This is a genomic window from Streptomyces sp. SID10853, from assembly GCF_010548145.1.
In the GTDB taxonomy this organism is placed as follows: Bacteria; Actinomycetota; Actinomycetes; order Streptomycetales; family Streptomycetaceae; genus Streptomyces.
This window is the reverse complement of sequence record NZ_JAAGLN010000021.1, coordinates 14,485-38,999: the sequence shown is the minus strand read 5'-3', so window position 1 is coordinate 38,999 and position 24,515 is coordinate 14,485. Positions and strand designations below refer to the sequence as shown.

At 70.4% G+C, this 24,515-nt stretch carries 25 protein-coding genes; 10 read left to right on the top strand and 15 right to left on the bottom strand.

Annotated elements, in window-relative coordinates; all coding sequences use genetic code 11:
* Positions 1-81: 81 nt before the first annotated feature.
* Positions 82-840, bottom strand: coding sequence for an SDR family oxidoreductase (locus G3I19_RS07145; RefSeq protein ID WP_164260690.1), 759 nt, complete (start codon positions 838-840; stop codon positions 82-84).
* A gap of 144 nt (positions 841-984) precedes the next feature.
* On the opposite strand from G3I19_RS07145, the gene G3I19_RS07140 reads away from it, so the two are divergent.
* Positions 985-1,632 (top strand): TetR/AcrR family transcriptional regulator, encoded by a 648-nt coding sequence (locus G3I19_RS07140; protein ID WP_164260688.1) that lies wholly within the window; start codon positions 985-987, stop codon positions 1,630-1,632.
* A gap of 398 nt (positions 1,633-2,030) precedes the next feature.
* On the opposite strand, the gene G3I19_RS07135 is transcribed toward G3I19_RS07140, so the two are convergent.
* Positions 2,031-3,692, bottom strand: coding sequence for a serine/threonine-protein kinase (locus tag G3I19_RS07135; protein WP_164260686.1), 1,662 nt, complete (start codon positions 3,690-3,692; stop codon positions 2,031-2,033).
* Between the two features lie 171 nt (positions 3,693-3,863).
* On the opposite strand from G3I19_RS07135, the gene G3I19_RS07130 reads away from it, so the two are divergent.
* Positions 3,864-4,658: an FHA domain-containing protein gene (locus tag G3I19_RS07130; RefSeq protein WP_203599272.1), complete on the top strand. Its 795-nt coding sequence runs from the start codon at positions 3,864-3,866 to the stop codon at positions 4,656-4,658.
* A gap of 68 nt (positions 4,659-4,726) precedes the next feature.
* Here the strand turns inward: G3I19_RS07130 and G3I19_RS07125 are convergent, their stop codons facing one another.
* The 3 genes from G3I19_RS07125 to G3I19_RS07115 form a co-directional block, all read right to left on the bottom strand.
* The gene (locus G3I19_RS07125; protein WP_164260677.1) at positions 4,727-4,894 is read right to left on the bottom strand and encodes a hypothetical protein; all 168 of its coding nucleotides are present in this window, start codon (positions 4,892-4,894) and stop codon (positions 4,727-4,729) included.
* Positions 4,895-5,007: 113 nt separating this feature from the next.
* On the bottom strand, positions 5,008-7,425 hold the full coding sequence (locus G3I19_RS07120) for a hypothetical protein (RefSeq protein ID WP_164260675.1): 2,418 nt from the start codon (positions 7,423-7,425) through the stop codon (positions 5,008-5,010).
* A gap of 80 nt (positions 7,426-7,505) precedes the next feature.
* A complete protein-coding gene (locus tag G3I19_RS07115; RefSeq protein ID WP_239074032.1) occupies positions 7,506-8,240 on the bottom strand; it encodes a Crp/Fnr family transcriptional regulator in 735 nt (244 codons plus the stop codon).
* A 172-nt stretch (positions 8,241-8,412) separates the two neighbouring features.
* Between G3I19_RS07115 and G3I19_RS07110 the strand changes: the two genes are divergently transcribed.
* From G3I19_RS07110 to G3I19_RS07075, 8 genes are all read left to right on the top strand, one after another.
* The gene (locus G3I19_RS07110) at positions 8,413-9,156 is read left to right on the top strand and encodes a hypothetical protein (protein WP_164260673.1); all 744 of its coding nucleotides are present in this window, start codon (positions 8,413-8,415) and stop codon (positions 9,154-9,156) included.
* A 9-nt stretch (positions 9,157-9,165) separates the two neighbouring features.
* Positions 9,166-9,582: a hypothetical protein gene (locus G3I19_RS07105; protein WP_164260671.1), complete on the top strand. Its 417-nt coding sequence runs from the start codon at positions 9,166-9,168 to the stop codon at positions 9,580-9,582.
* 29 nt (positions 9,583-9,611) lie between these two features.
* On the top strand, positions 9,612-10,778 hold the full coding sequence (locus G3I19_RS07100; RefSeq protein WP_164260669.1) for a protein phosphatase 2C domain-containing protein: 1,167 nt from the start codon (positions 9,612-9,614) through the stop codon (positions 10,776-10,778).
* Positions 10,775-11,899, top strand: a complete 1,125-nt coding sequence (locus tag G3I19_RS07095) for a hypothetical protein (RefSeq protein ID WP_164260667.1) — start codon at positions 10,775-10,777, stop codon at positions 11,897-11,899. The genes G3I19_RS07100 and G3I19_RS07095 overlap by 4 nt, the downstream gene beginning before the upstream one ends.
* Before the next feature lie 14 nt (positions 11,900-11,913).
* On the top strand, positions 11,914-12,564 hold the full coding sequence (locus tag G3I19_RS07090; RefSeq protein ID WP_164260664.1) for a VWA domain-containing protein: 651 nt from the start codon (positions 11,914-11,916) through the stop codon (positions 12,562-12,564).
* 376 nt (positions 12,565-12,940) lie between these two features.
* A complete protein-coding gene (locus G3I19_RS07085) occupies positions 12,941-13,195 on the top strand; it encodes a hypothetical protein (RefSeq protein WP_164260663.1) in 255 nt (84 codons plus the stop codon).
* Positions 13,196-13,587: 392 nt separating this feature from the next.
* Positions 13,588-14,334: a FadR/GntR family transcriptional regulator gene (locus G3I19_RS07080; protein WP_239074031.1), complete on the top strand. Its 747-nt coding sequence runs from the start codon at positions 13,588-13,590 to the stop codon at positions 14,332-14,334.
* Complete coding sequence (locus G3I19_RS07075; protein ID WP_164260661.1) at positions 14,331-15,626, top strand: MFS transporter; 1,296 nt, start codon at positions 14,331-14,333, stop codon at positions 15,624-15,626. Before G3I19_RS07080 ends, G3I19_RS07075 begins: the two co-directional genes overlap by 4 nt.
* A 198-nt stretch (positions 15,627-15,824) precedes the next feature.
* On the opposite strand, the gene G3I19_RS07070 is transcribed toward G3I19_RS07075, so the two are convergent.
* The 10 genes from G3I19_RS07070 to G3I19_RS07025 all read right to left on the bottom strand — a co-directional run bounded on the left by G3I19_RS07070 (position 15,825) and on the right by G3I19_RS07025 (position 24,144).
* The gene (locus tag G3I19_RS07070; protein ID WP_164260710.1) at positions 15,825-16,652 is read right to left on the bottom strand and encodes a carbon-nitrogen family hydrolase; all 828 of its coding nucleotides are present in this window, start codon (positions 16,650-16,652) and stop codon (positions 15,825-15,827) included.
* A gap of 81 nt (positions 16,653-16,733) precedes the next feature.
* Positions 16,734-17,696: a cyclase family protein gene (locus tag G3I19_RS07065; RefSeq protein ID WP_164260659.1), complete on the bottom strand. Its 963-nt coding sequence runs from the start codon at positions 17,694-17,696 to the stop codon at positions 16,734-16,736.
* Positions 17,696-17,995: a Dabb family protein gene (locus G3I19_RS07060; protein WP_164260657.1), complete on the bottom strand. Its 300-nt coding sequence runs from the start codon at positions 17,993-17,995 to the stop codon at positions 17,696-17,698. The genes G3I19_RS07065 and G3I19_RS07060 overlap by 1 nt, the downstream gene beginning before the upstream one ends.
* 83 nt (positions 17,996-18,078) lie before the next feature.
* Positions 18,079-19,476: an MFS transporter gene (locus G3I19_RS07055; RefSeq protein ID WP_164260655.1), complete on the bottom strand. Its 1,398-nt coding sequence runs from the start codon at positions 19,474-19,476 to the stop codon at positions 18,079-18,081.
* Between the two features lie 19 nt (positions 19,477-19,495).
* Positions 19,496-20,683 carry an FAD-dependent oxidoreductase gene (locus G3I19_RS07050; RefSeq protein WP_164260653.1) on the bottom strand — a complete coding sequence of 396 codons (1,188 nt, stop codon included), beginning with the start codon at positions 20,681-20,683 and terminating at the stop codon, positions 19,496-19,498.
* Positions 20,680-20,871 (bottom strand): rubredoxin, encoded by a 192-nt coding sequence (gene rd, locus G3I19_RS07045; protein ID WP_164260651.1) that lies wholly within the window; start codon positions 20,869-20,871, stop codon positions 20,680-20,682. Before rd ends, G3I19_RS07050 begins: the two co-directional genes overlap by 4 nt.
* Positions 20,868-21,209, bottom strand: coding sequence for a hypothetical protein (locus G3I19_RS07040; RefSeq protein WP_203599270.1), 342 nt, complete (start codon positions 21,207-21,209; stop codon positions 20,868-20,870). Before G3I19_RS07040 ends, rd begins: the two co-directional genes overlap by 4 nt.
* Before the next feature lie 17 nt (positions 21,210-21,226).
* The gene (locus tag G3I19_RS07035) at positions 21,227-21,763 is read right to left on the bottom strand and encodes an aromatic-ring-hydroxylating dioxygenase subunit beta (protein ID WP_164260649.1); all 537 of its coding nucleotides are present in this window, start codon (positions 21,761-21,763) and stop codon (positions 21,227-21,229) included.
* Positions 21,750-22,982, bottom strand: coding sequence for a Rieske 2Fe-2S domain-containing protein (locus G3I19_RS07030; RefSeq protein ID WP_164260647.1), 1,233 nt, complete (start codon positions 22,980-22,982; stop codon positions 21,750-21,752). Before G3I19_RS07030 ends, G3I19_RS07035 begins: the two co-directional genes overlap by 14 nt.
* Before the next feature lie 58 nt (positions 22,983-23,040).
* Entirely contained in the window at positions 23,041-24,144 is a 1,104-nt protein-coding gene (locus G3I19_RS07025) for a zinc-binding dehydrogenase (RefSeq protein ID WP_164260637.1), read from the bottom strand.
* Positions 24,145-24,515 lie beyond the last annotated feature (371 nt).

Here is a 24,515-nt window from a genome sequence, read left to right as displayed (position 1 = left end):
ACTGACGGTTCTGCACGGTCCGCTGATACGGCTCCCGGTTCTGCCCGGTAAGAGGCGGGGCACACGGTGCGGGCGGGGTCCCTACAACAGGGCGCCGCCGGAGACCTCCAGGCGCTGGGCGGTGACCCATCGCAGGTCCTCGGAGGCGAGCGCGGCAATCGCGTCACCGATCTCCTGCGGTTCACCGACGCGGCCGAGCGCGGTCTGCGCGCTCAGTCCCTCGCGCATCTGCGCGTCGTCCCGCATGGCGCCGCCGTTGAAGTCGGTGGCCGTCGGCCCCGGTGCGATGGCGTTGACGCGGATCTTGCGCGCCCCCAGCTCCAGGGCCAAGGTCCGGCTGAGGACCTCGACCGCCGCCTTGGAGGCCGAATAGACCGAGGTGCCGGCGCTGGTGTGGCGGCTGAGGGAAGAGGAGACGTTGATGATCCGCCCCCCGTCTGCCAGCAGGGGTGCAAGCGCCTGGATGAGGAAGAACGTGCCGCGCACGTTGGTGTCCATGACCGCGTCGAAGTCGTCGACCGTGACCGCTTCCAACGGTCCGAACAGCCCGATCCCGGCGTTGTTGACCAGGACGTCCAGCCGGGTCGCGTCCCAGCGCTCCAGTTGCGCGGCCAGGTGGGAGACGAAGGCGGGAAAGGAGGCCACGTCGCTGATGTCCAGCCGCAGCGCGGCAGCCGTGGCGCCGGTTTCCTCGATGCTCTTGACCGTCTCCTCGGCCTCCTGCGCGTCGCCGCGGTAGGTGACGACGACGCGCAGCCCGTGCCGGGCCAGCGACTGGGCCGCGGCCCGGCCCAGCCCGCGATTGCCGCCGGTCACCAATGCGATCTTGTCTGACTCCATGAGTGCTTCTCCATGCGGGAACAGAACGACACCGGCCGCGCGTACCCTCGCCGACCGAATGCGAGTCGCACGACTCGCCACCACGTAAACATCTGCGCAGTGGCGAGTCAAGTGACTCGCCTCGTGATGGTTCATACTGGCCCCATGACCGCAGGACTCTCCGCGCACCATCAACGACTCGCTCAGCGCAAGCGCGAGGCGATCACCGCAGCGGCCACGAAGCTGTTCCTGGAACGGGGCTATGACGGGACCTCGCTGGCGAAGATCGCGCAGGAAGCGGTCGTCTCGAAGTCCACGCTGTTCAAGCAGTTCCCGACCAAGGCGGCACTCTTCGAAGCCATCGTCACCGAGTACTGGGAGGGCGGGCCTGACCCGGCGGCGCCCGCGACGCAGCCCGGTGACCTGGGCGCCGGCCTGAGCGCGATCGGCCGCCAGTACGCCGACCTGATCGGCCGGCCTGCGATGGCGGCCCTCTTCCGCATTGTCATCGCCGAACTGCCGCGTTTCCCGGAACTGGGACGGGCTCAGTTCGAGCTGGGCAAGCTGCCCTACTTCATCTCCGTCCAGCACTACCTGGAGGCCCAGCACGCCGCGGGCACTGCGGTGGTACCCGACGCGGAAAGCGCCACCAACCAGTTCCTCGGCATGATCGCCAACTACGTCCTGTGGCCGAGGATGCTGCTCGCCGACTGGAGTCCCGCACCTGCCGACGTCGGCCACGCCGTCGACGAGGCGGTCACGACGATGCTCGCCCGCTACGGCCGCAGCACCGGCGACTCGCAGCACTCCTGAGGACTCCGGCGCCACCGCGGGAGCGGACAGCACCCGCCCCCGGACCCCCGAACACCGCGGGAGGCTGCCGGTCGGTGACGAGACGGCTGTAGGCGTCATTCACGGCGACACTCCTCCGGCGGCCGTGCCGCCGGGGGAATGTGCACGGCGGCCCCGACCGCAGATACATCGCTACGGCGCCGATCATCACCAGGGCCAGTCCGGTTCACGCGAGTGGGATCAGGTCCGGCGCGATGTCGACCGTGGCGGGCAGGACCAGGGCGCGGAAACAGACGAAGCGAAGGAAGCGGAGGAAGGGGAGGAAGGGGAGGAAGCGGAGGAAGCGGAGGAAGACAGATCAGAGAGGGATCAGCCGGAGGCCACCGAGGTGGAGTGGACCACGAGTTGTGCCGTTTGTTTCAGTCCTTGACCGGGGTGCCGTCGTTCATGGCGAAGCGGGCGGAGCACTGCTCGTCGGATCGGTCGCCCGCGCTCCAGACGCAGATCCACATCGTGTGGTGGACGTCTGAGATGAAATTCGTCTTCGCCGCGCCCCAGGAGGCGTGGAACGTGTACGCGATGCCGTCGCTGCGGTGGAGTTCGGCGTCGCAGCTGCGTTTCAGGGAGGTATTGAGCACGCCCGCGAGCTCGCCGGAGCCGTTGTCGTCCAGCCAGGCGGAGCAGGTCGCGTCGTTGCCGACCCAGGCGGTGTCCGCCTCGGAGCCCTTGACCTGTGCCGGGTCGTCGCTGCCGTTGATGCCGTTGATCGACGATGCGGTGACGTGGGTGGCGGGTGCTGAGGGCCCGGCGGTCGCGACGGGCGCAGAGGGCGTACGTGTGCTGCGCGCGCTCGGCGGGACGGTCGCGCCCGGGCCTGCCGGGCCGGCCGGGAGGGCCGGGAGGGTCGTGTCCCTGCCGGCCGGGCCCGGGTGCCCGGACTCCGCGGTGGGCGAGGCCGAACGGCTTGGGCTCGCCGAGGGCGTCCGCGTCGCCCCGGCCACGGGCTCGACACCGGCCGATGCGCTGTCGGACGGATCTGCGGCGCCGTCGTCCCGAGAAGCGGACGGCAGGAGTACGAACGCCGCGACGGCTCCGAGGGCGATCACTGCGGCGGCCGGCAGCAGAAGCAGGCGTTTGCGTGGGTGACGGGGCGACGCGACAGCCGGGGGCGCGGTCTCAGGCACCGGACCGGCATCCAGGTCCGGCGGCGGGACGGTCTCCAGCTTGCCGACCGGCGTCGCGGCGAAGGCACGTCGCGAGGCGATGCGTGACATGACCTCGGAAGGCCAGGAGGGAGGAGGCACAGGCAGGTGCGTGCGGACCGCCTCCACCAACTCCCGGGCGGTGGGGCGCGCTCCGGGGCCGGTCGCGAGACAGGACCCGATGACGGCGGCGAGGTCGGCGTCCACGGCACGCAGCGGCTCGGCGTCGGGGACAGCACCGGGCGTGCGGCCCGAAGCCGCGTAGAGCACGAGCGTCCCGAGCGAGTAGATGTCCGCGGGCGCGCCCACGTCCCCGTCCCCGGCCTGCTGTTCCGGTGCCGAGAATCCCTGCGTACCGTAGCCGCCACCGCTCTTGGTGAGCCTCTCCTGGTCCGCGGCGCGCGCGATCCCGAAGTCGATCAGCTTCACGCCGTCCCGCACCAGCATGACGTTGCCCGGCTTGACGTCACGGTGCACGATCCCGAACGTGTGCACGGCCGACAGATGACTGGCGGCCTCGGCCAGCAGCAGCCACAGCGCCGCGGCGGGCAGCGGGCCGCGCAGCCTGACCGCCTCGTCCACGGTGAGTCCGGGGACGTACTCGGTGGCGAACCAGGGACGTTCGGCGGTGCCGTCGCTCGCCAGCACCCGCGGCCCGACCCCGGCCGGCACCCGGTAGAGGATGCCGACCTCGCGTTCGAAGCGCTCGCTGGAGACCAGCCGTGGCCGGACGCGCTTGACGGCGGCGTAGCCCTTGTCGGACGCCCCGAGGTAGACCTCACCCATGCCGCCGACGCCGAGCAGACCGATGATGTTGAAGCTGCCGATCTCCTGCGGATCGTCCGCGCCGAGCGATTCGGCGATCGTGCTATCGATCATCAGCAGGTCCCCGACCGCTCGCGCTCACAGCGGACAGGCTATCGAGCAAGTCGAGCCTAGGCAATACGAGTTGGCCGTGCACGCCCCCTTGCCCACCGTACGCATGTGCGAGAGGACCGGTCCTCTCGGTGCGCTCATACACTGACGCGAGCCGATCCGGAGGTATGCGCTATGGCGTACGGAAACTTCCCACCGCAGATACTGCCGCCGGGCAGCCCCTCCGACAGGGTGCTCTCGGCGCCGCCGGGAACGATCTTCGTGCTGGGTCCGGAGGGCGGGTACGCCGTGCCGCCGCGCCGTTACACGCTGCTGTTCGGGCGCGACCGCGAGGACGTGCATGTGCCGGTCGGTGTCGACGACCCGACCGTCAGCCGTCGGCACGGCGTGTTCACCTGCACGGCCGCGGACGGAGATTGGTGGCTGGTCAACACCGGCAATCTGCCGATCGAACTGCCCGACGGCGTGCTGATGCTCACCGGCCACAAGCGCCTCATCGAGACCGGGTACACCCCGCTGGTGATCAACTCGTCCAAGCGGCGTTCCCACCTGGTGGAGGTCCGCGTCGTGGACGAGGACGACCGGAACCCCCGCTCCACGAGCGGTGCGGAGACCGTGGACCCCGAGACGGTCTACGAACTCTCCCCGCAGGAGCGGCTGGTGCTCACCGCGCTCGCCCGGCGCTACCTGGAGGGCCACGACGCCTTCCCGCTCCCGCTGGCCTGGGAGGACACGGCCCGCCTGGTCAACGCCTCCCCCTACGTGACCAAGTCCTGGACCTACAAGTCGGTCGCGAACACCGTCGAGGACGTACGCGAACGGCTGCACCGCCGGGGCGTACGCGGACTGCTGCGCGACGAGGTGGGCGAGCCGGTCGGCTCGACGCTCAGCGTCAACCTGATCAGGGAACTGCTGAAGACGGCGACGCTGAGTGCTCAGGACCTGGAGTTGCTGGCCGACCAGGACTGACGACGGAAACTGAGCGGATCGCACGGCACGTGCCCCGGCCGGACGCAGGCCGGGGCACGCCGTGTTTCTCAGCCTTCCGCCTCACGCTCGGCTCCGGCGTTGTACGTGACGTGCATGGTGCCGTGTTGCACGGCGAACACGGCGGCCTGGTCCTCCGCCGAACTCTGCTGCTGAGGCTCCGACTCAGGTTCAGGCACCGGCACCGGCGGCCTGGGGCGACGCGTCGTGTTCGTCACGCGGTTGTTGTCTCCTACGACGAAGGTCCCGGAAACGTCCCCGGTGTGGATGTCTCCGTGTGTGGATTCCGCAGGCATGGCCGGCCCTTTCCTCTGGTTGGTCCCGGGCGAGGTCACTCGCCGCAGTCGGTCAGCAGGCCGTCGATGGCGGATCGCATCGCCGAGCTCTGACTCGATGTGTCGATCACGCTGCCTGAGACATCGGGTTCGAATGCCTGGTACTGACTCGCCATCTCCTGAACGGCCGTCAGCATGCTGGTGAGGTCTGCTTCCACGGAGCTGTCCTGGGATTCCGATATGGCGAGCTGCAACGTGGACTCGATGGTGTTCAGGTCGTCGGCGACGGTGTTGTCGGCGGAGACGACCGCGCTGTCGTCGGGAACAGTGGACGTCACGCCCGAGTTGTAGCTGTCCACGGCGCTGCTGTACGAGTCGAACGCGGCGTCCGCGGCGTCGGCATCGGTGTTGTACTGCTGGGACTCCGAAGTCAGCTTCGGGAGCACCGTCTCGCACACGGGATCCACGGTGGGCGAGGCGTCATCGGTGGTCTCGGTGTCATCGCTGTCACCGGTGGCCGCGGTGTCGTCGACCGGGCTCGGCGCTCCGGCAGGTCCCGCCACGACGGTGGGAGACGGGCTCGACTGATCGTTCGCGTACACCATGGCACCCACGCCGAGTACGGTCGCGAGGCCGATCGTGCAGGCGAGGACGAGTGCCGATATACCGCCCTTGGCACTCGCCGCACCGGCGGCGGTGAGTGCCGTGTGGCCTGCGCTCGTCGTGGACGTGGTGGTGCTCACGGCGGGCGTCGAGTGGGCAGCGGAAGAGTGCGCCGCCGAGAGGTCGATCTGCTGGGGTACCGGCGCGGCCGAGTGGGCGCCGGTCAGGTGGGCGGCGGCGTGCGGCTGTGCGGAGGCATGGGACAGGTCGACCACCGGCTTCGCCACGTGGGCGGGCAGGGCGGTGTGCCCGGGAGCCGAAGTGGCGGACGTGGCGGCAGCCGGGTGTGCCAATGCCTGTGTGTGGACCACGCCGTGCGCCGGAGCGACCGGGTGGACCGGTGGTGTGCCGGTCGACGCCGAGCCGGTGACCTGCTGGACCGCCGAATGCTTGTGCAGGGCGGTGAGTTCCCGCCACAGCACATCCGCCTCCAGCACCAGGGCCGCCGTCTGCGCGGCCCGCCCGATCGCCCTCCGGCGGGTGCGGGCCTCACGCAGGAAGAACTCCTCGCCCTCCTTGTCCCCCGCGCACTTCGCCGCCGCCCAGCCGACTCCGAGCAGGCCGCCCCACGCGTCGAACTGCCGGGACAGCGCCAGCTTCGGCGAGGCGGCACGGGCCAGCGCCGCGCCGAGCTGCGCGTGTCCGCTCTTCTCCGCTCGCAGCACCGCGACATCCAGGGCCTGGAAGTGTGCCGCGACATCGTCCGGGGTGGTGTCCCTCGCCTCGACCCACGTGGTGAGCGTCCGGCAGAGCCGGTCGGCGGGATACACCGTCTTCCGGTTGTCCAGCACGGACTCGGCGACGTCCGGCGGACAGCTGTAGCCGCTCTCCGATGCGAGCAGCAGGCCGTGCCGCACCAGACCACCGGCGAGCGTGTCGACGTCCGGCAGACCGAGCAGGTCATGGAGATGCCCGGTGGACAGCTCGGCGCCGGACAGCGAGCCGAGCAGGTGCAGCAGATCGCGCTCCTGCGGCCGGAGCTTCTTCAGCAGCGCGGGAAGCAGTTCGGGGAGATCGGCGATGCCCGGCAGGCCCTTGCCGGTCACGGCCGACAGGGCGATGCGCCGCAGCCGGAGCGGGTTGCCTCCCACCGCGTCGCACAACGCGCCCACGACCGGCGCCTCGTCGGGCAGCAGTTTCCGGGAGAGCAGCATCTCCATCAGTTCGGCCGCGGCCGTGGCCGTCAGCCCTTCGAGCCGGATCGCGTGCACACAGTCGACCGCGGACCGCTGCTGCGAGGTGAAGACGAACGTGGACTGCCCGGCCATGTCGAAGAGGCGGCGCAGGTCCTTCTCGTCGAGTCCCGCGTCGTCCAGGTAGATCCGCAGCCGCAGGGTCTTCAGATGCTCCTTCAGCACCTCCAACGACGGCTTGTAGTCCGGCGCGTCGAAGCTGATGTCGAATATCGCCTGCGCGATGTCATCAGCCGTACGTCCGCCGGCTTCGACATAGGCCACTCCTTCGGGCCCGTGCGGCATCTCGCACGCAAGGTGGCGCAGCAGCGCGCTCTTGCCGACCCCCGGCGCACCCCAGATCTGCACCAACTGCCGTTTCCCGATGGCCTCTCGCAGTACGCGTACGTCCGGCTCCCGTCCGATCAGCCGCCCGGCGGCGGACCGCGGCAGCTGGGAGATCGGTTGGCGCTTGACCGGATCCGGCAGCGGCCCCCCGTGCACGGTGACGGTCGAACCGTACTGAGCGGTGATCTCCAGGTTGCTCACCGTGTTGTGGTCGCCCACGACCATCGTTCCGGACACGTCGCCGGTCCGTACCCGCCCGGAAGCGCCCGCAACACCGTTGTTCTCCGACATGTTCTTCCCCCGTCCTCTGCCCTACCGGGTCCCTGCACTTGGCCATGCTGGCGCCGGCCCGTCGTACGAACCCGGCGCTTTTACGTGTTCGGCGAAATCGCCGCAGATCCGTCGGACCCGGCCGCAACGGCGATCCTGGCGAGGTGATCCAGGTCAAGGATCATGATCCTGCGATAGCCGGTCACCACCGCGCCGGACTCCCGCAACGCCCGCAGCGCCTTGTGGACCGACGACTCCGCCGCGCCGACCAGCGTGGCCATCCCCGGCTGCGACAGCGGGAGTTGTGCTTCGTTCCGGCCCGGAGGCCCGTAGATGACGGCCAGGTGGTGCAGGATCCTGGCCAGCCGCCCGAGCACGTCGCAACCGGTGAAGTCGACGATCCGGCCGGTCGCCGTGCGCAGCTTGGCCACCACGCTCGCGCTGAGCGCAAGTCCTATGGAGGGGTGCTGCTTCGTGCACTCCAGCAGTTCGGAGCGGAGTATGTAGCGGGCCGGCACCCTGCCGCAGGCGGTCACGGTGCCGACGCGCGGCTGGCCGTCGATCCCGGCGAACTCCCCGACCAGGTCCCCGGCCATCCGTACGGCCAGCAGCGCCTCGCGGCCGTCCTGCGCAAGGGCGGTGACCTTCACGGTGCCGCCGAGCAGGAGCAGCGCGAAGTCCGAGGTGTCGGCCTCACGGATGGTGATCTGGCCCGCCGGGTAGACCACGCCGTGGCCGAGTCCCATGAGAATTCCGCGGTCGGCGTCGCCAACCCGGCCGAGCAGCCCGGCCGACGGCCAGTAGGCCGTGGCCCCGCGCACCTGTGTGTTCCTCATCGGCCACACCTCTCCTGTCATCGGCCGAAGCCGTACAAGCCGTATTAGTAGCCGTTCTACCCGGGGACCCCTCCTCTACGATCCCGTCAATCATCTTGTCTGCACCGGACAACAGGGACGACAGCAAATCGATCTCCGAATTGCCGGTCCCCGTCGTGATCGCGGAGGGATTGTGAATCCGAGGTATGAATACCGAGCCCTGCTGGCGTGCGACATCGCGGGCTCCGCGGGCCGCGGCGAGCAGCGGCTTCAGGAGATCCGCGGAGTTCTGCGCTCCGCGCTTTTCGGCGCCCTGGGCATCGCGGATCTGAAGTCGCAGGACTTCTTGTACACCGACACCGGAGACGGCTGCCGGCTCGTCGCCCCGGCCGCACTGCCCAAGGCCGGACTGCTGTTCCCGCTGCTCCCTGAGCTGTGCTCGCGGATCCGCGAGCACAACAGGCACGCCGGCGCGGACACTCGGCTGCGAGTGCGGGCCGCGGTGCACGCGGGCGAGGTCCGGCTCGATCCGGACGGCACCGTCTCCGGCGCCCCCTTCGAGGCGCTGGCCCGGCTGCTCGACTCGCCCCCGCTGCGGCACGCGACCCTGGCCGGCACCGGCGGCACCCCGCTGGCCGCGATCCTCTCGCGCCACTTCTACGAGGAGACAGTCGGGCACGGCTACGAGGGGCTCGAAGCGGACGCCTTCACCGCGGCCGACGTCCGGGTCAAGGAGTACGCCGCGCGGGCCTGGCTCTGGTACCCGGGCAGCCCCGTCGGGCCACGCGTCGGTTCCGGCCCGGACCCGGTCTCCGGCGAGCAGCCCGCGCGGCCCGGGCCGCGGACCGTGGAGCAGCTCGTCCAGGCCTCGGGGCACGGCACGGCCTTCGCCGTGCACCGGGGCGACCAGTACATCCGCCACAACGACCGGGGTTGATACGCGCCGATGAACGAGGAACTCGCCGCGCTGGCCGCGAGCGGCGCCACCGCTCTGGTCTCCGCAATGGGCACCGATCTCTGGCAGGAGGCGAAGAGGCTGATGGACAGGGTTCTCGCACAGGCACGCGGCAGCCGCCGCAACGAGCTGTCCGCCGCACTGAACCGGCAGTCGACCGCCACGAGGGGAGCGGTCGACGCCGGGGCAGTGGACTACTGGACCGAAGCCCTGTCCCAGCTGCTCGACCGGAACCGGGATATCGCCCAGGACGTCATGGCCCTGGCTTCGCTGCGCACACCGGAAAGGCCGGACATCGTGATCCAGGTCAATTCCGCCACCAATTCAGGTGAGGTATTCGCGGTGCAGCACGGCACTCAGAATTTTTCCTCCGGGCCGAATTCCCGGGATTCCGGGGAACGGCCGTGAGCCGGGACGACGGCCGTCGGGACGGTCTCATGGACGGACGCTTGCGGGCGGTGCTGCTCATGGCCGTCGCCATCGGGGCCTTCATCGAGGTCGGCATGCCGCATCGGCGGTACGACCTGCTGGTGGACGGATTCGCCCTCGCGGCCGTGGGTGCCGTCGGCGCGGCGGCCGTACTCGGGTCCACATCCGCGGCGCTCGCCCGGCAGCGGGACCGGCTCGCACCGGAATCCCAGCCCCGCACAGCGGTTCCGGTCTGCCACTACGTCGCCGGACCTGCGGCGCCGCAGCCCCCGTCCCCGAGGCCCCGGCCGTTCCTGCGCGAGCGGCCGACCGACCTCAGCGTTCCCCGTTTCGGCGACGGGGCGCGCGCCCAGGGCTACCCCTGGCTGCTGCCCGAGCGCACGGTACAGAACGGGATCGCTGCCGACGAGGCCACGGTCGGTACGTTCACCGTCCGCGCGGCCTCCGTCATCGGGCCCGGCCACCGCTGCAGCCAACCCGCCGAGCCGCGGCAGGACTCGTACCGGATCGGGCGGAGCCGGGACAGCCGGTACGCGATCGTGGCCGTGGCCGACGGCCTGTCCAGCGCGGCTTGGTCCGACGCCGGGGCCACAACGGCCTCCAGCCGGGCCGTCACCCTGCTGCGCGAGCAGATCGAGACAGTGGGGTTCGGCAGGCTCGATGTCGAAGAGCTGTACGGGCGGATCGCGGAATCGGTCGCCGCTCACGCGGCCGGACGCGGCGTCGACACCTCGCACGTGGCCACCGTGCTGATCACCGCGGTGCTCGCCGAGCCGGACGCGAACGGCGTTGCCGAGGCCTGGATCACCTGGCTCGGCGACAGCTCGGCCTGGACGCTCGACCCGCGCGTCCCACAGTGGCGGTTCACCGCCGGCGAGGCCAAGGACCGCGCGGCCGCGGTGGTCTCGAACGAGGTCGCCGGGCGACTGCCGGACACACCCCAACTGGCCATGGGCCAGTACGTCACGCTGGCTCCCGGTGCCGCCCTGGCCCTGGTCACGGACGGGATCGGCGACGCGTGGGCGGACCAGGCGGGCAACGTCAACGAGTACTTCGCGAACGCCTGGCGCTCGCCGGTCCCGGCCACACGGTTCACCGCCGACGTCGGCTTCGACGCACCTCAGTGCCTTGACGACCGCACCGCTGTCGTGATGTGGAACGGTGACCGGGCATGACGGAACCGCGTCTCGTCGAGGGCGAGGGCCCGGCGGCCGATGTGCGGGGCTGGGTGTTGCCACGGACCGTGAGCGTCAGCGATCTCGGACCGTTGGGCGAGCCGATCTCCGAACACAACGGCCAGGCCATCGCCGTGAAGCCACTGACGAACCATCCGGGGTGGCTGGCCAAGCTCTACCGGCCGGACCAGCACCCGGAGGACGCCGACCGGCTCGACCAGCTCGTTTCGGCTCCGGGCACGCTGCAGGAGGCGGATCGTGCGCTCCTGTACACCGGCACGTGCTGGCCCGCGGCCCGCATCCACGAGCCCGGCAATCCGGCCGTCGGCTGCGTCATCCCGATGGCGCCCGAGCAGTACCGTTCCGAGCTGCGGCGCGGCGCGTTCAGCGAGCGCCGCTTCGTGGAGATCGACTGGCTGGCGAAGTCCGACGATTCGATCCGGGGTGTCGGACTGCCGTCCCCCGGCTTCGCGGGCAGGCGGGCCGCCTGCCTCCAGCTGACGGAGCTCGCGGCGGTCCTGGAGAGCCTGGGCCTGGTCTACTCGGACTGGTCGTTCTCCAACGCCTTCTGGAGCCCGGAACAGCGCTCCGTCTACCTCATCGACGTCGACGGCTGTCAGCCGAAGAAGATGCAGGACATCCATCAGCCGAACTGGGCCGACCCGCTCACACCGCCGGGCACCGACGCCGACGAGTACACGGACCGCTACCGGCTCGGACTGCTCGTCGCCAAATGCATGACGGGCCGGCGTGACGGGCACACCTTCCACACCGTCGCCGCGTCCCCCTGGCCGAACCAGCCCGCCGTCTCCGAAGTGCTGCTCGACATGCTGTTCGCGGCCGACCGCGAGCGACGGCCATCGGCCGCTCAGCTGAACCAGGCGCTGAGCGGCGGCCCCTATCTCAGAACCACGCCACGTCCGGCACGCACCGCGCTGCCACCGTTGCCCCCGCAGCCGGCCACTCAGCCGGCCCCGCAGTCCACCACCGGCGCCCGTCGGCCCGTGAAGAAACCCGAGCCGACGCCTCCAGGGCCGCCCGAGTCCGGCTCGCAGGCCGGCTGGGTTCTCGTGGTCTTCATAGCCGCGCTCCTGCTGTTCGTCATCGCCTCCAACCACTAGCCCAGAGGTGCACCATGTCACTCTGCTTGCCCACCTACGTGGTGATCGACGCGTCCTCGTCGATGAAGCCGCACGAGGCCGTGCTCAACGCGACCCTCTCCCGTCTGCACTACAACCTGGCGACGAATCCCCGCGTCTCGGAGTTCGCCCGGGTCTGTGTGGTCGCCTTCTCCACCGATGTGCACGTGGTGATCCCGATGTCGGACATGGAGCAGGTGCCTGCCATGCCCGAGGTGATCTGCGGCGGGCGCACCGAGTACGGCAAGACCTTCGACCGGGTGAGGGAGTGCATCGAACAGGACGTCAGCAACCTGAGGCTGCAGAACCTCGATGTACTACGGCCGACGGTCTTCTTCCTGACCGACGGCGCTCCGACCGACACGTACTGGAAGGACTCCTTCCGCACGCTCGTGGACAGGGACTGGCCGCGCCACCCCCACGTGATCGCGTACGGCTTCGGCGGCGCGAAGCGCGATGTCCTGGAACAGGTGGCGACCAAGGCGCTGTTCATCGCCGACGGTTCGGACACCGAGTCGGCACTGAGCGCGGCGATCACCGGTCTGCTCAACACCCTGATCGCCTCGTCGAAGACCGGTCAGATGCAGATCGCCACCGACGTCAAGGGCTTCGAATACGTCCAGGTCGCCCAGGAATACGTGGACTGATGATGGACGTCGACCCGCGGTCCACGGCGTCGAGGCCACTGCGCGCCTCCGTCCGACTGACCGCGCTGGCAGCGGTGTTACTCGTCTGCGGCGCCGCGGTCCAGGTGACGGGCAATCTGCACGGCCCCTCGGGGGACGGGAGGGGAAGCGGCCCGCCCCCGGCGCCGACCGTGCAGCCGGCCCACACCCGCTCCCGCCCCTCCGGGACACCGGCACCACACCGCCCGCCCCCGGCCTCCTCCCCCGCCTGCATACCCAGCCCCACAGCCACAGCCACGCAACCACCCAGACAGCAATTCCGTCGCCAATGACACGTGCTCGTAAGGCAGTCGGAAACACATACGGGCCCACGGCAGCACAGAGCGGGAGGCACAACATGGGAATACTGCACGCGATCCGGATACAGAAGCTCGTCACGGATGCCAGGCGCGCGCACGCTCAAGGGGACGGCACCTTCGGAGCGTCCATCGACATCGACCCCCGGGGCATGGCCCGGATCAGGAACCCCATGAAGAAGATCCGCAAGGAGATCGACCTGGTCGTGCGGTCCGTCGAAGACGTGGGCTGGGAGTGCGTGGGCGTCCACGAGTTCATGTACTCGATCAATATGGAGTTCGTCCGCGCGGGCTGAGCCCCAGCCCCTGAACCGGCACGCCGACGCGAGCGCGGTCCTGACCGCGCCGGGCCTCCCGCCCTGTCCACGGCGGGAGGCCCGGCCGGCAGCGCGGACGCCCTCACCCCTCCGGCGCGGCACGGAAGAGGTCACGCAGTTCCCGGTCCCCACCCGTAGAGCGAGATCCCGTGCCGCCAGGCCCCGGCATACGGCCTGCGCCCGTACGCCCCACTTTCCGGTCACGCCGAGCCCACGCAACCAGCCGGGTGCACCGGTGGGCGACATAGCCCACACCGCCCGCACGGCAAACATCCAAACATGGGATGTTAGAGTCTTCGTATGGTCGGCACATTGGCGTCGGCCGCACAAGAACAGTGGCCAGATCCAGGACCGGGCCGAAGGAGCCGTACATGCCCCTGCGGAGCACCGCGCGCACCAGCCTCGTGGAAGCCGTCATCGAGCAGATCGAGGCGCTCATCACCGAGGGCGAGTGGCCCGTCGGTGTCAGGATCCCGCCCGAGCCCGTCCTCGTGGAGGAACTCGGCGTCGGCCGGAACACCGTGCGCGAGGCAGTGCGCGCTCTCACCCACACCGGAATGCTGGAGCCCCGCCCCGGCGACGGGACGTACGTCAGGGCCGAGAGCGGATTCGGCGCCGCCCTCCAGCGCCGGCTGCACCGCAGCACCGCACTGGAGGCGTACGAGGTACGTGCCAGCCTGGAGCGGGACGCGGCTCGCTACGCCGCCCAGCGACGCACCCCCGAGGACGTGGCCGCGCTGCGCGATGCTCTCGCGGTGCGGAACGCCGCGGGGGACAACGCCGCCTTCGTGGAGGCCGACATGGCCTTCCACCGGGCGGTTGCCGCGGCGGCCAGCAATTCCGTACTCGCGGAGCTGTACGACCAGTTCAGCGACTCGCTGCGCGAGACCCTCCGCTCCGTGACCACCGCGCCCCTGCCGGACACGGTGCGGCGGCAGGTGGCCGAGCACACCGCCATCGTCGACGCGATCGAGGCCCAGGACCCCGCCGCGGCGGAGCTGGCCGCGTTCACCCATCTGTCAGCAGCCATGGAGGCCCTGCGCGGTCTCGGGGACCCCAGCGCCCCGGGCTCGTCGGGCTCATCCGGCTCCCCGGGATCGGACAAGGAAAGCGGATGAACAAGGACACCCCCCGGACGGTCGGCCCACGGGCCCCGTCCGCCACGGCCACCGGCCCCGTGAACGCACCCGGAGACCAGCAAGCGCAGACACCGGCCCGTAAGGCGGGGCTGCTCATAGCCGGCATCGTGCTGCTCGCACTGAACCTGCGGCCCGCGCTGGTCGCCGTCTCCCCCCTGGCGCCGTCGATCAGGGACAGCAGCGGGATGTCGTCCCCGGCGATCAGCATGCTCACCTCGCTGCCGCTGCTCTGTTTCGGGCTGCTGGCGCCGATCTCTCCGCGCCTCGGCCGCAGGCTCGGCATGGAGCGGGCCCTGCTCGTCGCGATGGGTCTGATCGTCGCCGGTACGCTCGTACGGCTCGCGCCCAGCACGATCGCGCTGTTCGGCGGGACCATCGTCATCGGTGCGGGCATCGCCATCGGCAACGTCCTGCTGCCGGGCCTGATCAAGCGGGACTTCCCGCATCGCGTCGGCCCGCTGATGGGCGTCTTCTCGATGTCCCTCTTCACCGGCGCCGCGGCGGCCGCCGGGCTCAGCGTGCCGATCCAGCAGGCGTCCGGCGCGAACTGGCGGATGGTGCTGGCGGGTTGGGGCGTCCTCGCCCTCGTCGCCGGTCTGGTCTGGCTGCCGCAGATCCGGAACCGCACAAGGGTCTCCACCCGTGAGGTGCGGGAGGCGTCGCACCCCGTGAAGGGCCTGTGGCGACAGCCGCTCGCCTGGCACGTCGCCGCCTTCATGGGCCTGCAGTCCCTCACCTACTACGCGGCCACCGCCTGGCTGCCGGCCATCCTGGAGCACGCCGGCATGAGCGGCGGAACCGCCGGCTGGATGCTGTCCTTCTCCTCCCTGCTGGGGATCGCGGGCTCCTTCCTCGCCCCCGTCATCGCCGAACGGCGTCTGCGTCCGGGGACGGTGACCGTGCTGTCGACGGTGCTGTGCGCGACCGGCCTCGCCGGGATGCTCGTCATGCCGGTCGGCCTCGCGTACCTGTGGATGGTGCTGCTCGGTCTCGGCCAGGGCGGCGCGATCAGCCTCGCGCTGCTGTTCATCGTCCAGCGCGCCCCTGACGCCCGGCACGCGGCCCAACTGGCCAGCATGTCCCAGGGCTTCGGCTATGTCCTCGCCTCGGTGGGCCCCCTGGCCCTGGGCTCACTCCATGACGCGTCGGGCAACTGGACGCTGCCGCTGATCGTCCTGCTGGTGATGCTGGTGCCGCAGCTCCTGTTCGGTATGGCCGCCGCACGCAACCGGCACGTGACCGAGGACGCCTCACTCGCCAAGGCCCCGTGACCACCGGGGTGAGACCCACTCCCGGGCCGGTCCGGCCGACCGGACCGGCCCGGGTCGGGTCGGGTCGGGTCGGGCCCGACCGGCAGCCGTCGAGGCGGTCGAGGCCCCCGTACCGCCGGAACCGGCGCTCGCCCCCGTACCGCTCCGGCGGTACGGGGGCGAGGCCACGGGGAGGGTCGCCCCTCCGGGGAAGAAGGGCTAGAGCCGTCGGTCCGCCAGTACGGGGAAGCTGTCACGGGCCATGTCCACCTCGGCGAGATCGACCTCGACCGCGAGCACTTCCTCACCGTCACCCGCCTCGGCGAGTACGTCCCCGGTGGGCCCGACGACCTGGCTGCGGCCTCCCATGGGCAGCCCGCTGTGGGCGCCCGCGGTGTTGCACTGCACGACGACACACTGGTTCTCCACCGCGCGGGCCCGCCCGAGCAGGGTCCAGTGGCCGACGCGGGACGCCGGCCAGGCCGCAGGCACCAGGAACACCTCGGACCCGGCAGTCAGCAACTCCCGGAACAGCTCAGGGAACCGCAGGTCGTAACAGGTGGCCAGCCCGGCCCTCGTCACCGGCAGCCCCCTCGCCCCGCTCAGCGGCGCGGTCACCGTTTCCCCGCCCGGCCGCAGGAGCAGCGCCTCGCCCTCGCCGAATCCGAAGCGGTGGATCTTCCGGTAGGCCGCCTCCAGTCCGCCGCTGGGGCCGAGCAGCAACGAGGTGTTCCACAACCCGCACCCCCGATTCTCCGCTTCCGGAGCCGGGTGTACGAGAGCGGGCGGACGTTCCACGATCGAGCCCGCGTGGACGGTGGCACCGATCTCCCGCGCGGCCGCCGCCAGCGCGGTGCGCACCGGGCCGTCCAGCGTCTCCGCCCGTTCCCACCAGGAGGACGCGGCGAAGGCACCGTGCGCCCACAGCTCGGGCAGCACCACGAGATCGGCGCCGCGCTGCCCGCGTACGAGCTCCGCGACCCGTGCCGTCCGCTCCGCCACCGGCTCCTCGTCCCCGTATGCCACCTGGAGCACATGGACGCGCAGTCGGCGGGCTCCCGCCGGACGTGGCAGCGCGCCGGGGGGCGCCCCGCTCCCCCCGGACACTGATTCCGTCACTGACCGCCCCTACTTCTCGCGCGGGCGGGACGGCCGGTCCCGCAGGGCCATGGCCAGCGGGCGCAGCGGCGCACCGGTGGCGCCGCGCAGCCGGATCGGCGCCGCCACCAGGCAGAACTCATGCACGCCGTCGCGGGCCAGCGCCTCCAGGTCGACCAGCTCGATCATCGGCACACCGGATTCGGCGAGGAAGTGGCAGTGCCCCGGAAGCCAGTTGTCCTCGTGCTCGGACGGCCCCACCTCCACGCACTCCTGGTCGGCGGCGATCGCGATGATGCTCTGCCCGGTGAGCCAGCGAGCCGCGTCCAGGCTCAGGCCGGGCGGGTTACCGAGCACCTTGGAACCGTCCGGCCAGTGCGACATCCGGCCGGTGCGCACCAGGGCGACATCACCTTCGGTCAGCTCCAGACCGGCTTGCTTCAGGGCCTGTTGGCAGTCCTCCACCGTGATGGAGTACGAGTCGGGCAGACACTCGACGCCCTTCAGGCCGGCGATGTCGAGCAGCACACCGCGCGCCACGATGGGCGGGATCTGCTCGGCCCCACCGCGGTCCCAGTGCCGGCTGCCCAGGTGGTCGTCGGCGCGGAAACCGTTGTAGATCTCCCCGCCGACGCCGAAGTGGTTCAGGGCGTCGATGTGGGTGCCGGTGTGGGTGTACATGAAGATGACGTCACCGGAGTAACAGACGCGACGGTTGACATCGGCGCCCGCGCCGTTGAGGTTGTCCACGGCTGTGCCGTCGGGCGTGTGACTCATGAAGATCTGGTACGCGGGGTCCCCGGCCGCCTGGAAGCTCGGCATCCCGATGAAGTAGTCGATGCTCAGGTCGTAGACACGAGAGGCGTCGGCACGGGACATGATGGCCGCCTGCGAGGCGGGGGTCATCAGATTGAGAGCGCCCCGCTGGTCGTCCTCGCCGTAGGGGCTCCTGGCGACCTTGATGTCTGCCTTGGTGTCTACCCTGTCCGCCATCAGACGTTCCCCCTCTCGATGTCGACGACGGCCCGGTCGGCGACCAGGGGCTTGAGTTCCTTGACGATTTCCACGTGGAAGGGGTGGTCGGAGTACTCCTGGAGGCCCTGCCAGTCGTCGAAGTCGGAGATGAGCAGGCCGTCCCACGGGGTGCCGTTGTCACCCGGGTCGCCCTGATGCCTGCCGATCTCCCAGCTGCGCAGCGAGGGGATCTGCTCGGACAGCCGGCTCAGCAGCTCGATGACCTTGTCGTGGTCACAGCCGGGAGCGACCTTCCAGAGAAAGACATGACGGATCATGGTGTCGAAACCTTTCGGGAGAGTGGAATTCCGGTGTGGGCCGGGCGGGATCGCCCGGTGGTCGGGGGGGGCAGGCTGGGGTCTCATGCAGGCTGCGGGCGAAGGTCCAGGTGCTTCGTCTCCGGCCCGAGACGGGCACCCAGGACGGTGAGGACGCCGCTGAGCACGATCAGCACCAGCGGGGTGTAGGCGTACGGCGTGACGGCCGAGAGCCCCAGCATGTAGAGGCTGTAGAACGACGGGACGACGAGCGAGAAGCTGAAGGCCACGCCGTAGCCGGAGGCACGGATGTGGGTGGGGAATGCCTCCAGCAGGTACACCGTCGCCACTCCGTAGGGAGAGACGGCCACGACGAGGCAGACCGTGTAAAGGACCATCGCCAGCGGGAAGTTGCCGCCGCCGTCGAGGATGTGGATGGCAAGGAAGAAGGTGAGTGCGGCGATGGTCGCGGTGCCGGCCCCGGACAGCAGCAGGACCTTGCGTCTGCCGTACTTCTGGCCGAGGACACCGAGCGTGAGGTAGCCGGCGAAGAGCGCGACGTTGGCGACGAGCAGACCGGCGGTCACCGCGTCCGGGTCCTGCCTCAGCTGTGAGATCAGCAGCCCGGACATCGGGGAGACGACCGACTGGACGGCGAACCACAGACCGCTCATCAGCAGGAACACCTGCCCGAGCCGGCGGATGTTGCCTGCTGCGAACAGCTCTCTCAGCGGCGCCTTCCGCACGCCGCCCCGGCCCTCCGCCCCGACAACCCGGTCCTGGACCGCCGCTGTCCAGGCATCGGACTCCTCGACGGTGCGGTGGAAGTACCAGAAGAAGACGACGCCGAGCAGGCCGCCGACGACGAACGGGATCCGCCAGCCCCACTGCACGTACGCGGAGTCGGTCCCGCCGGCCGGGAGGAGTTGGAGGAGCGGCAGCGTGACGAGCGAGATGGCGATGTAGCCGACCGGGTAGGCGGCTGCGATCAGTGCGCCGACGAAGCCGCGCCTCGGCGCCGGGCAGGACTCCAGGGCGAGCGGGTTGGCACTGGTGTACTCGCCGCCCATGAAGACTCCGCCCAGCAGCCTGAGCACCATGAGCGCGGCCAGCGCGCCGTACCCCCAGTCCGCGTACCCCGGCAGGGCGGCCATCAGGAACGTGGCGACGGTGAAGCCGGCTACGGCGATGAGGGTGGAACGGCGGCGGCCGATCCGGTCGCTGAGGCTGCCGAAGACGGCCGAGCCGATCGGCCTGCCGATCAGTGTCACCGCGAACGTCAGGAAGAAGAGCGTGGTCCCCGCCGTGCCGGAGAGGGACGGCGACTGGAAGTAGTGGAGCGCGGGTGCGAGCGCGACCACCGGAAGATAGATGTCGAAGTAGTCGACGGCGAAGCCGAGGAACGCGGCCCTCGCCGCCCGCTTCGCCTGCAGCGGCATCCGGTCGGGCTCGTGCGGCGCCGGTGTCTCCGCCGGCTCTCTGGTGGCCTGGATCTCTTCCACGGGTGCTCCTTCGGTGAGGTCAGCCGGTGGTGATGGCGGTGCGGGCCTGCTCCAGGTCATCGGGCCGTCCGCAGGTGAAAGCGGCGACCACTCGCCCGCCGCGCGTGTACCGGACTGTGAACCGGCCGCTGTCGAGGGAGCCGGTGATGTGCTCGCCGTCCCAGTCGGAGGCCGGGCCGACGTACTCGAACCGCGCCCAGTCGGCCAGATCGGTCCAGAAGTACGGGACTTCCAGGTGCGCGGCCGGAGAGCCGAGCATGCCCAGCGCCGCTGTCGCCCCCTGCGCGGTCGCGTGCGCCTCGTGCTCCACCCGCAGCCGGCGGCCGTGCACGGGGCTGTCGTACTCGCAGACGTCGCCCGCCGCGAAGATGTGCGGATCGCTGGTGCGCAGCGCCGAGTCACAGGCGAAGCCACCGGTGGAGCCCACCTCGATGCCGGCCGCCCGGCCGAGCTTGGTGTCGGGGACCGCGCCGATACCGACGACCACGAGATCCGCCGGGATCCGGTCGCCGGTGTCCGTGCGGACACCGTCCACCCGGCCGTCTCCGGTGAACCCGGTCACCTGCCGGCCGCACACCAGCTCCACCCCGTGCGCGCGCAGGAGCCCTGCCGTGTACGCCGACACGGTGGGCCCGAACGCCGGCTCCAGGGGGCCGTTCTCGGGCATCACCATCGTGCAGTGCACGCCCGCCGTGGAGAGCGCCGCGGCCACCTCGACCGCGATGAAGGAGCCGCCGACGAGCACGGCCCGCCGGGCCTCGCTTGCCTCGGCACGCAGCTTCGCCGCGTTGCCTGGGGCACGGAGGTAGTGGATGCCGCCGAGCGTGGCGCCGTCCACCAACAGCCGGCGCACCATGGCCCCGGTCGCCAGGAGGGCCTTGTCGTAGTGCAGAACCTTCTTGTTCACGAGCGTCGCCGTACGGCCCCGCGTGTCCAGGGCAGCGACGGCGGAGCGGGTCATCAGCCGGATGTCATGGCGGAGCCACCAGTCCGCCGGGTGCAGCGACGGGTCGTGCCGGTCCGCGTCAGGTCCCAGCAACTCCTTGGTCACGGCGGGCCGGTGGTACGGGGTGAGCAGCTCGCGGGTGACGAGTGCGATCGACCCGCGGAAGCCCTGCTTGCGCAGCTCGGCCGCCGCCGCTGTGGAGGCCGCACCGCCGCCGATCAGCAGCATGTCGACGGGCGTGCCGTCCTGGGGCGCGCTCACGCCGCGTCCTCGTCATAGGGCTCGTAGTCGTCCTTGCGGGCGCCGCAGACCGGGCAGACCCAGCCGTCGGGGATGTCCTCGAAGGCCGTACCGGGGGCTATGCCGCCCTCCGGGTCGCCCTCCGCGGGGTCGTAGACGTCCCCGCAGGACATGCAGATCCACTTCTGTGCTGTCCTGGTGGTACTCATGTGCCTTCCCTCTCGGGTGGTGCGTCGGGGGGTGTGGTGGATGGTGCGGTGGATGGTGCGTCGGGGGGTGTGGTGGAACCGCCGGGCCAGCGGGAGTTGCTGGGGTCCAGCAGGGGCGCGAGATCCTCGTGGCGGGCCCAGGCGAGCGTCTCCAGTTCGAGTGCGTCCAGTTCCACGGTCCGGTGGGTGCGGAGGTCCTCGATGAGCAACCGGGGCCGGCCGGGCCCGGGGTCGCGCAGGCTGACGGCGACGGCCGCGAACTCATTGCGTACGACCAGTCGGTCAGGGTCCGGTTCCAGCGCCGCGAGGATCTGCTCCAGGGGCATGCCGTCGGTCATGCCGGGTCCTTTCCGCGCTACAGGAGCAGGCTGAGATTGCCCAGGTAGCCGCTGCTGTTGAGGAGTTCGACCGTCTTCCGCGTGATCCGGAACTCGCCGCCGGACCGGCGCAGCAGGTAGCGGCAGCGCCCCGCGTGGGTGTGCTGGACGTCCTTGCGGAACTCGGCGGTGAGGAAGTTCGCTTCGGCCTCGACGGTCTCCGCGCCCCCTGAGCCTTCGGACTCGTCCTTGCGTACGCCGGTCACCCGGACATTGGTCACCAGGTGGGCCGTGCGCGAGCGCGGCTCCTGTGCGTAGGCGAGGCCGCTGTCGAAGCGCCACACCCGCTCGGAGAGGGAGCCGTAGTCGTCGTGGACGATCGACACCGCACGGGTCGGGTCGGCGTCGCCGCCGGCCGCGGGGATCCAGTACAGGGCGTCGGACGAGAAGAGTCCGAGCCAGCCCGCGTAGTCCTGGGTGTCGAGGAGCTCCGCTTCCGCGTAGAGGAACTCCTCCACCGCGGCGCGCAGCGTCCGGTCGTCCACGCGCGGCATCCCGTTGTCAGTCCTGCTCACGGCCGGCCTCCAGCAGTTCGAGCCAGCGGCGCAGATAGGCCCGCTGGGGCACCTCGTCGGACGACCGGCCGATGCGCACACCGGTGGCCTCGTCGACCTCCTCGCGGTCCAGTCCCCTGCTCATCAGCGCCCAGTCGGCACTGCTCTCCGATGCCCGGCTGCCGTCCGTCACCCGGTCGAAGGCGACCTCGACGTCGTCGGTGGAGCCGAAGCCGGACGGACCGTAGAAGATCTCGTGGTCGCGCAGAATCCGGCTGCGCTCCGCCTCGTCCGCGCCCTTGGGCAGCAGGGGGTAGAGGTAGACCCAGGTCTCGTCGACCGCGCGGGGGACGATCAGCCGCAGATGCGCGCCGACGAAGGCCAGGCTCGGGAAGATGTTCAGGTTGAAGGGGATCAGCTCACCGATCGCGATGGCGTGGGCGTTGTCCGGTCCCCCGGCGTCCAGGCTGCCGTACTCGTGCACGGCGTGACCGCCGCCGAGATCGATGCCGCGCCACTCCGGATTGGTGCGGACGTTCTTCACCCAGGGACTGCTCTTCCCGGACCGTTCCTTGAGGATGTCCAGCCAGCTCTTGTGGGTGAACGAGAAGTGGTAGGGGTCGATGGTGTTCTCCACCTGGAGTTTCCAGTTCCCCTTGAAGACCAGCTTGTGGGCGCCGGAGGCGAGTTCGGGCCCGTCCGTGCCGATGTCCGCGATGAAGTCGAGATAGCGGCGGGCGTTGCCGAGGTACTCGGTGAGCGGCTCGATGCCGGAGTCGAGGGAGGCGAAGACGAAGCCGCGGTAGGTCTCCACGCGCGGGACGTGCACCAGGCCCATCGCCGGCCGGTCGAAGCCGTCGCCGTAGCCGTCGTCGAAGGGGACGCCGGTCAGTTCGCCCGATGAGCCGTAGGTCCAGCCGTGGTAGGCGCAGCGGAAGAAGTTGGCGTTGCCGGACTCCCGTCGGCAGACGGCTGCTCCGCGATGGCGGCAGCGGTTGAACATGACGTTGACGGCGCCGTCGTCGGCGCCGCGGTTGACGATGACGGGCTGGCGGCCGATGTGGGCGGTCCGGTAATCGCCGCCGGACGGTATCTCGCTCTCGTGCGCCACGAACACCCAGGTGCGCCCGTACACGGCTGAGAGCTCCCGCGCGAAGATCGTGGGGTCGCGGTAGATCTTGCTGCTGACGTGCCAGTCGTCGGTGATGAGCGGTTCGTTCGCTGTGTGGGCCGAAGTCACGTGCCGTCCTCCTGCTGGTGCTGGTGTTCCGTGTCCGCGTGTGTGCGCCGGTGTGCGCTCATACGAGGCCGGGGATGATGCTCGAACGGATGGCGGACGGGTCCCTCGCGGTGACCGTCAGGGCGTGTTCGGTCTGCTCGATCGGGAAGCGGCCGGTGCACATGCGCTCCAGCGGGTAGCGGCCGGACTCGATGAGCCGCAGCGTCGGCGGCACCATCCGGCTGGGGCGGCCGCGGACGCCGCGGAGCGTGAGGACCTTGCGGTTCATCGCGTCGACGAGGGCCTCCGCCCCGCCACCGCCTCCTTTCGCGAGGCCGGCCTGGACCACGGTCGCCCGGTTGCCCGCGACGGCCGTCGCGGTCTCCAGGGCGGCGGAGGAGTCCGCGGCGTTGATCACCGTGTCGGCGAGGACGCCGCCGGTGAGTTCCTGGACCGCAGAGAGGACTTCGGGCAGGTCACCGGTGAGGGTGTGGTCCGCGCCCAGCGCCCTGGCGACGTCCAGCCGGGTCCCGTCGGCCGGCCGGCCGACGACGACAACGGTGCCGGCGCCCGCTTCGCGTGCCCCGACCACGCAGGACAGGCCGTGCGGTCCTGGCCCGACGATCACGACGGTGCCGCCGGGCCGCAGGCCGCCGATGCCGGCGACCCAGTCCAGGCCGTTGGAGAGGGGGATGTAGAGCTGTACGAGTTCGGCGGGGATGTCATCGGCGACCTTGTGGACGATCGCCTGCGGGTGCAGGTAGAGGTAGTCGCTGTAGCCGCCGAACAGTCCGCAGCCGCTGTGCACGGACTTGCCGCCGTACCGCGGCACATCACACATCTGGTAGGCACCGGCCAGGCAGGAGCGGCAGGTGCCGCACGGCAGGTACTCCTCCACCACGACGCGGTCCCCGGCCGAGACGTTCCACCGCGCACCGGCAGCAGGACCGATCTCGACGATCCTGCCGACCAGCTCATGGCCGAGCGCGCAGGGCAGCTCGTAAAACGGGTTGACCCCGTGGTAGGCGGCCATGTCGGTGCCGCACACGCCGGTGGCCTCCACCTCGAGCAGACCGTCGTCGGCACGGATCTCGGGGAGCGGAAACTCCTCGATCCTCAGGTCGCCGGGCCCGTACAGCACCGCGGCCCTGCTGGTCCCACTGGTTCTGCTGGTTCTGCTCACACGACATCACTCCTCATGACGGGGGCTGGGGCAGAAAGGGAGAACCCCGAATGGAAACAACACCTCGTATACAACATGCGGCGATCGCTCCCACTCAAGAAGAGCTCGCGGACAAGCGCAGGGATGCGGAGGTGCACCGTGAAGGCCACTCGGCGGCAGATAGAATTCTTTATGCACATTGAGAATGCTGGGCGCCCGAATGGTTGTCAAGGCTCATACGGCCCGTGATTGCGGGCCGATCACCCGAGCAAGCCCCCTGGATGGTGCGGGCTCTGTGGCCACTTCCAGGCCCACCCGAGGCTCGGCGCGTCATGGGGAGTCATCACGGACACCGCCGGAACACCGCCGCCCTCACTAGCCGGTAGCCTCCA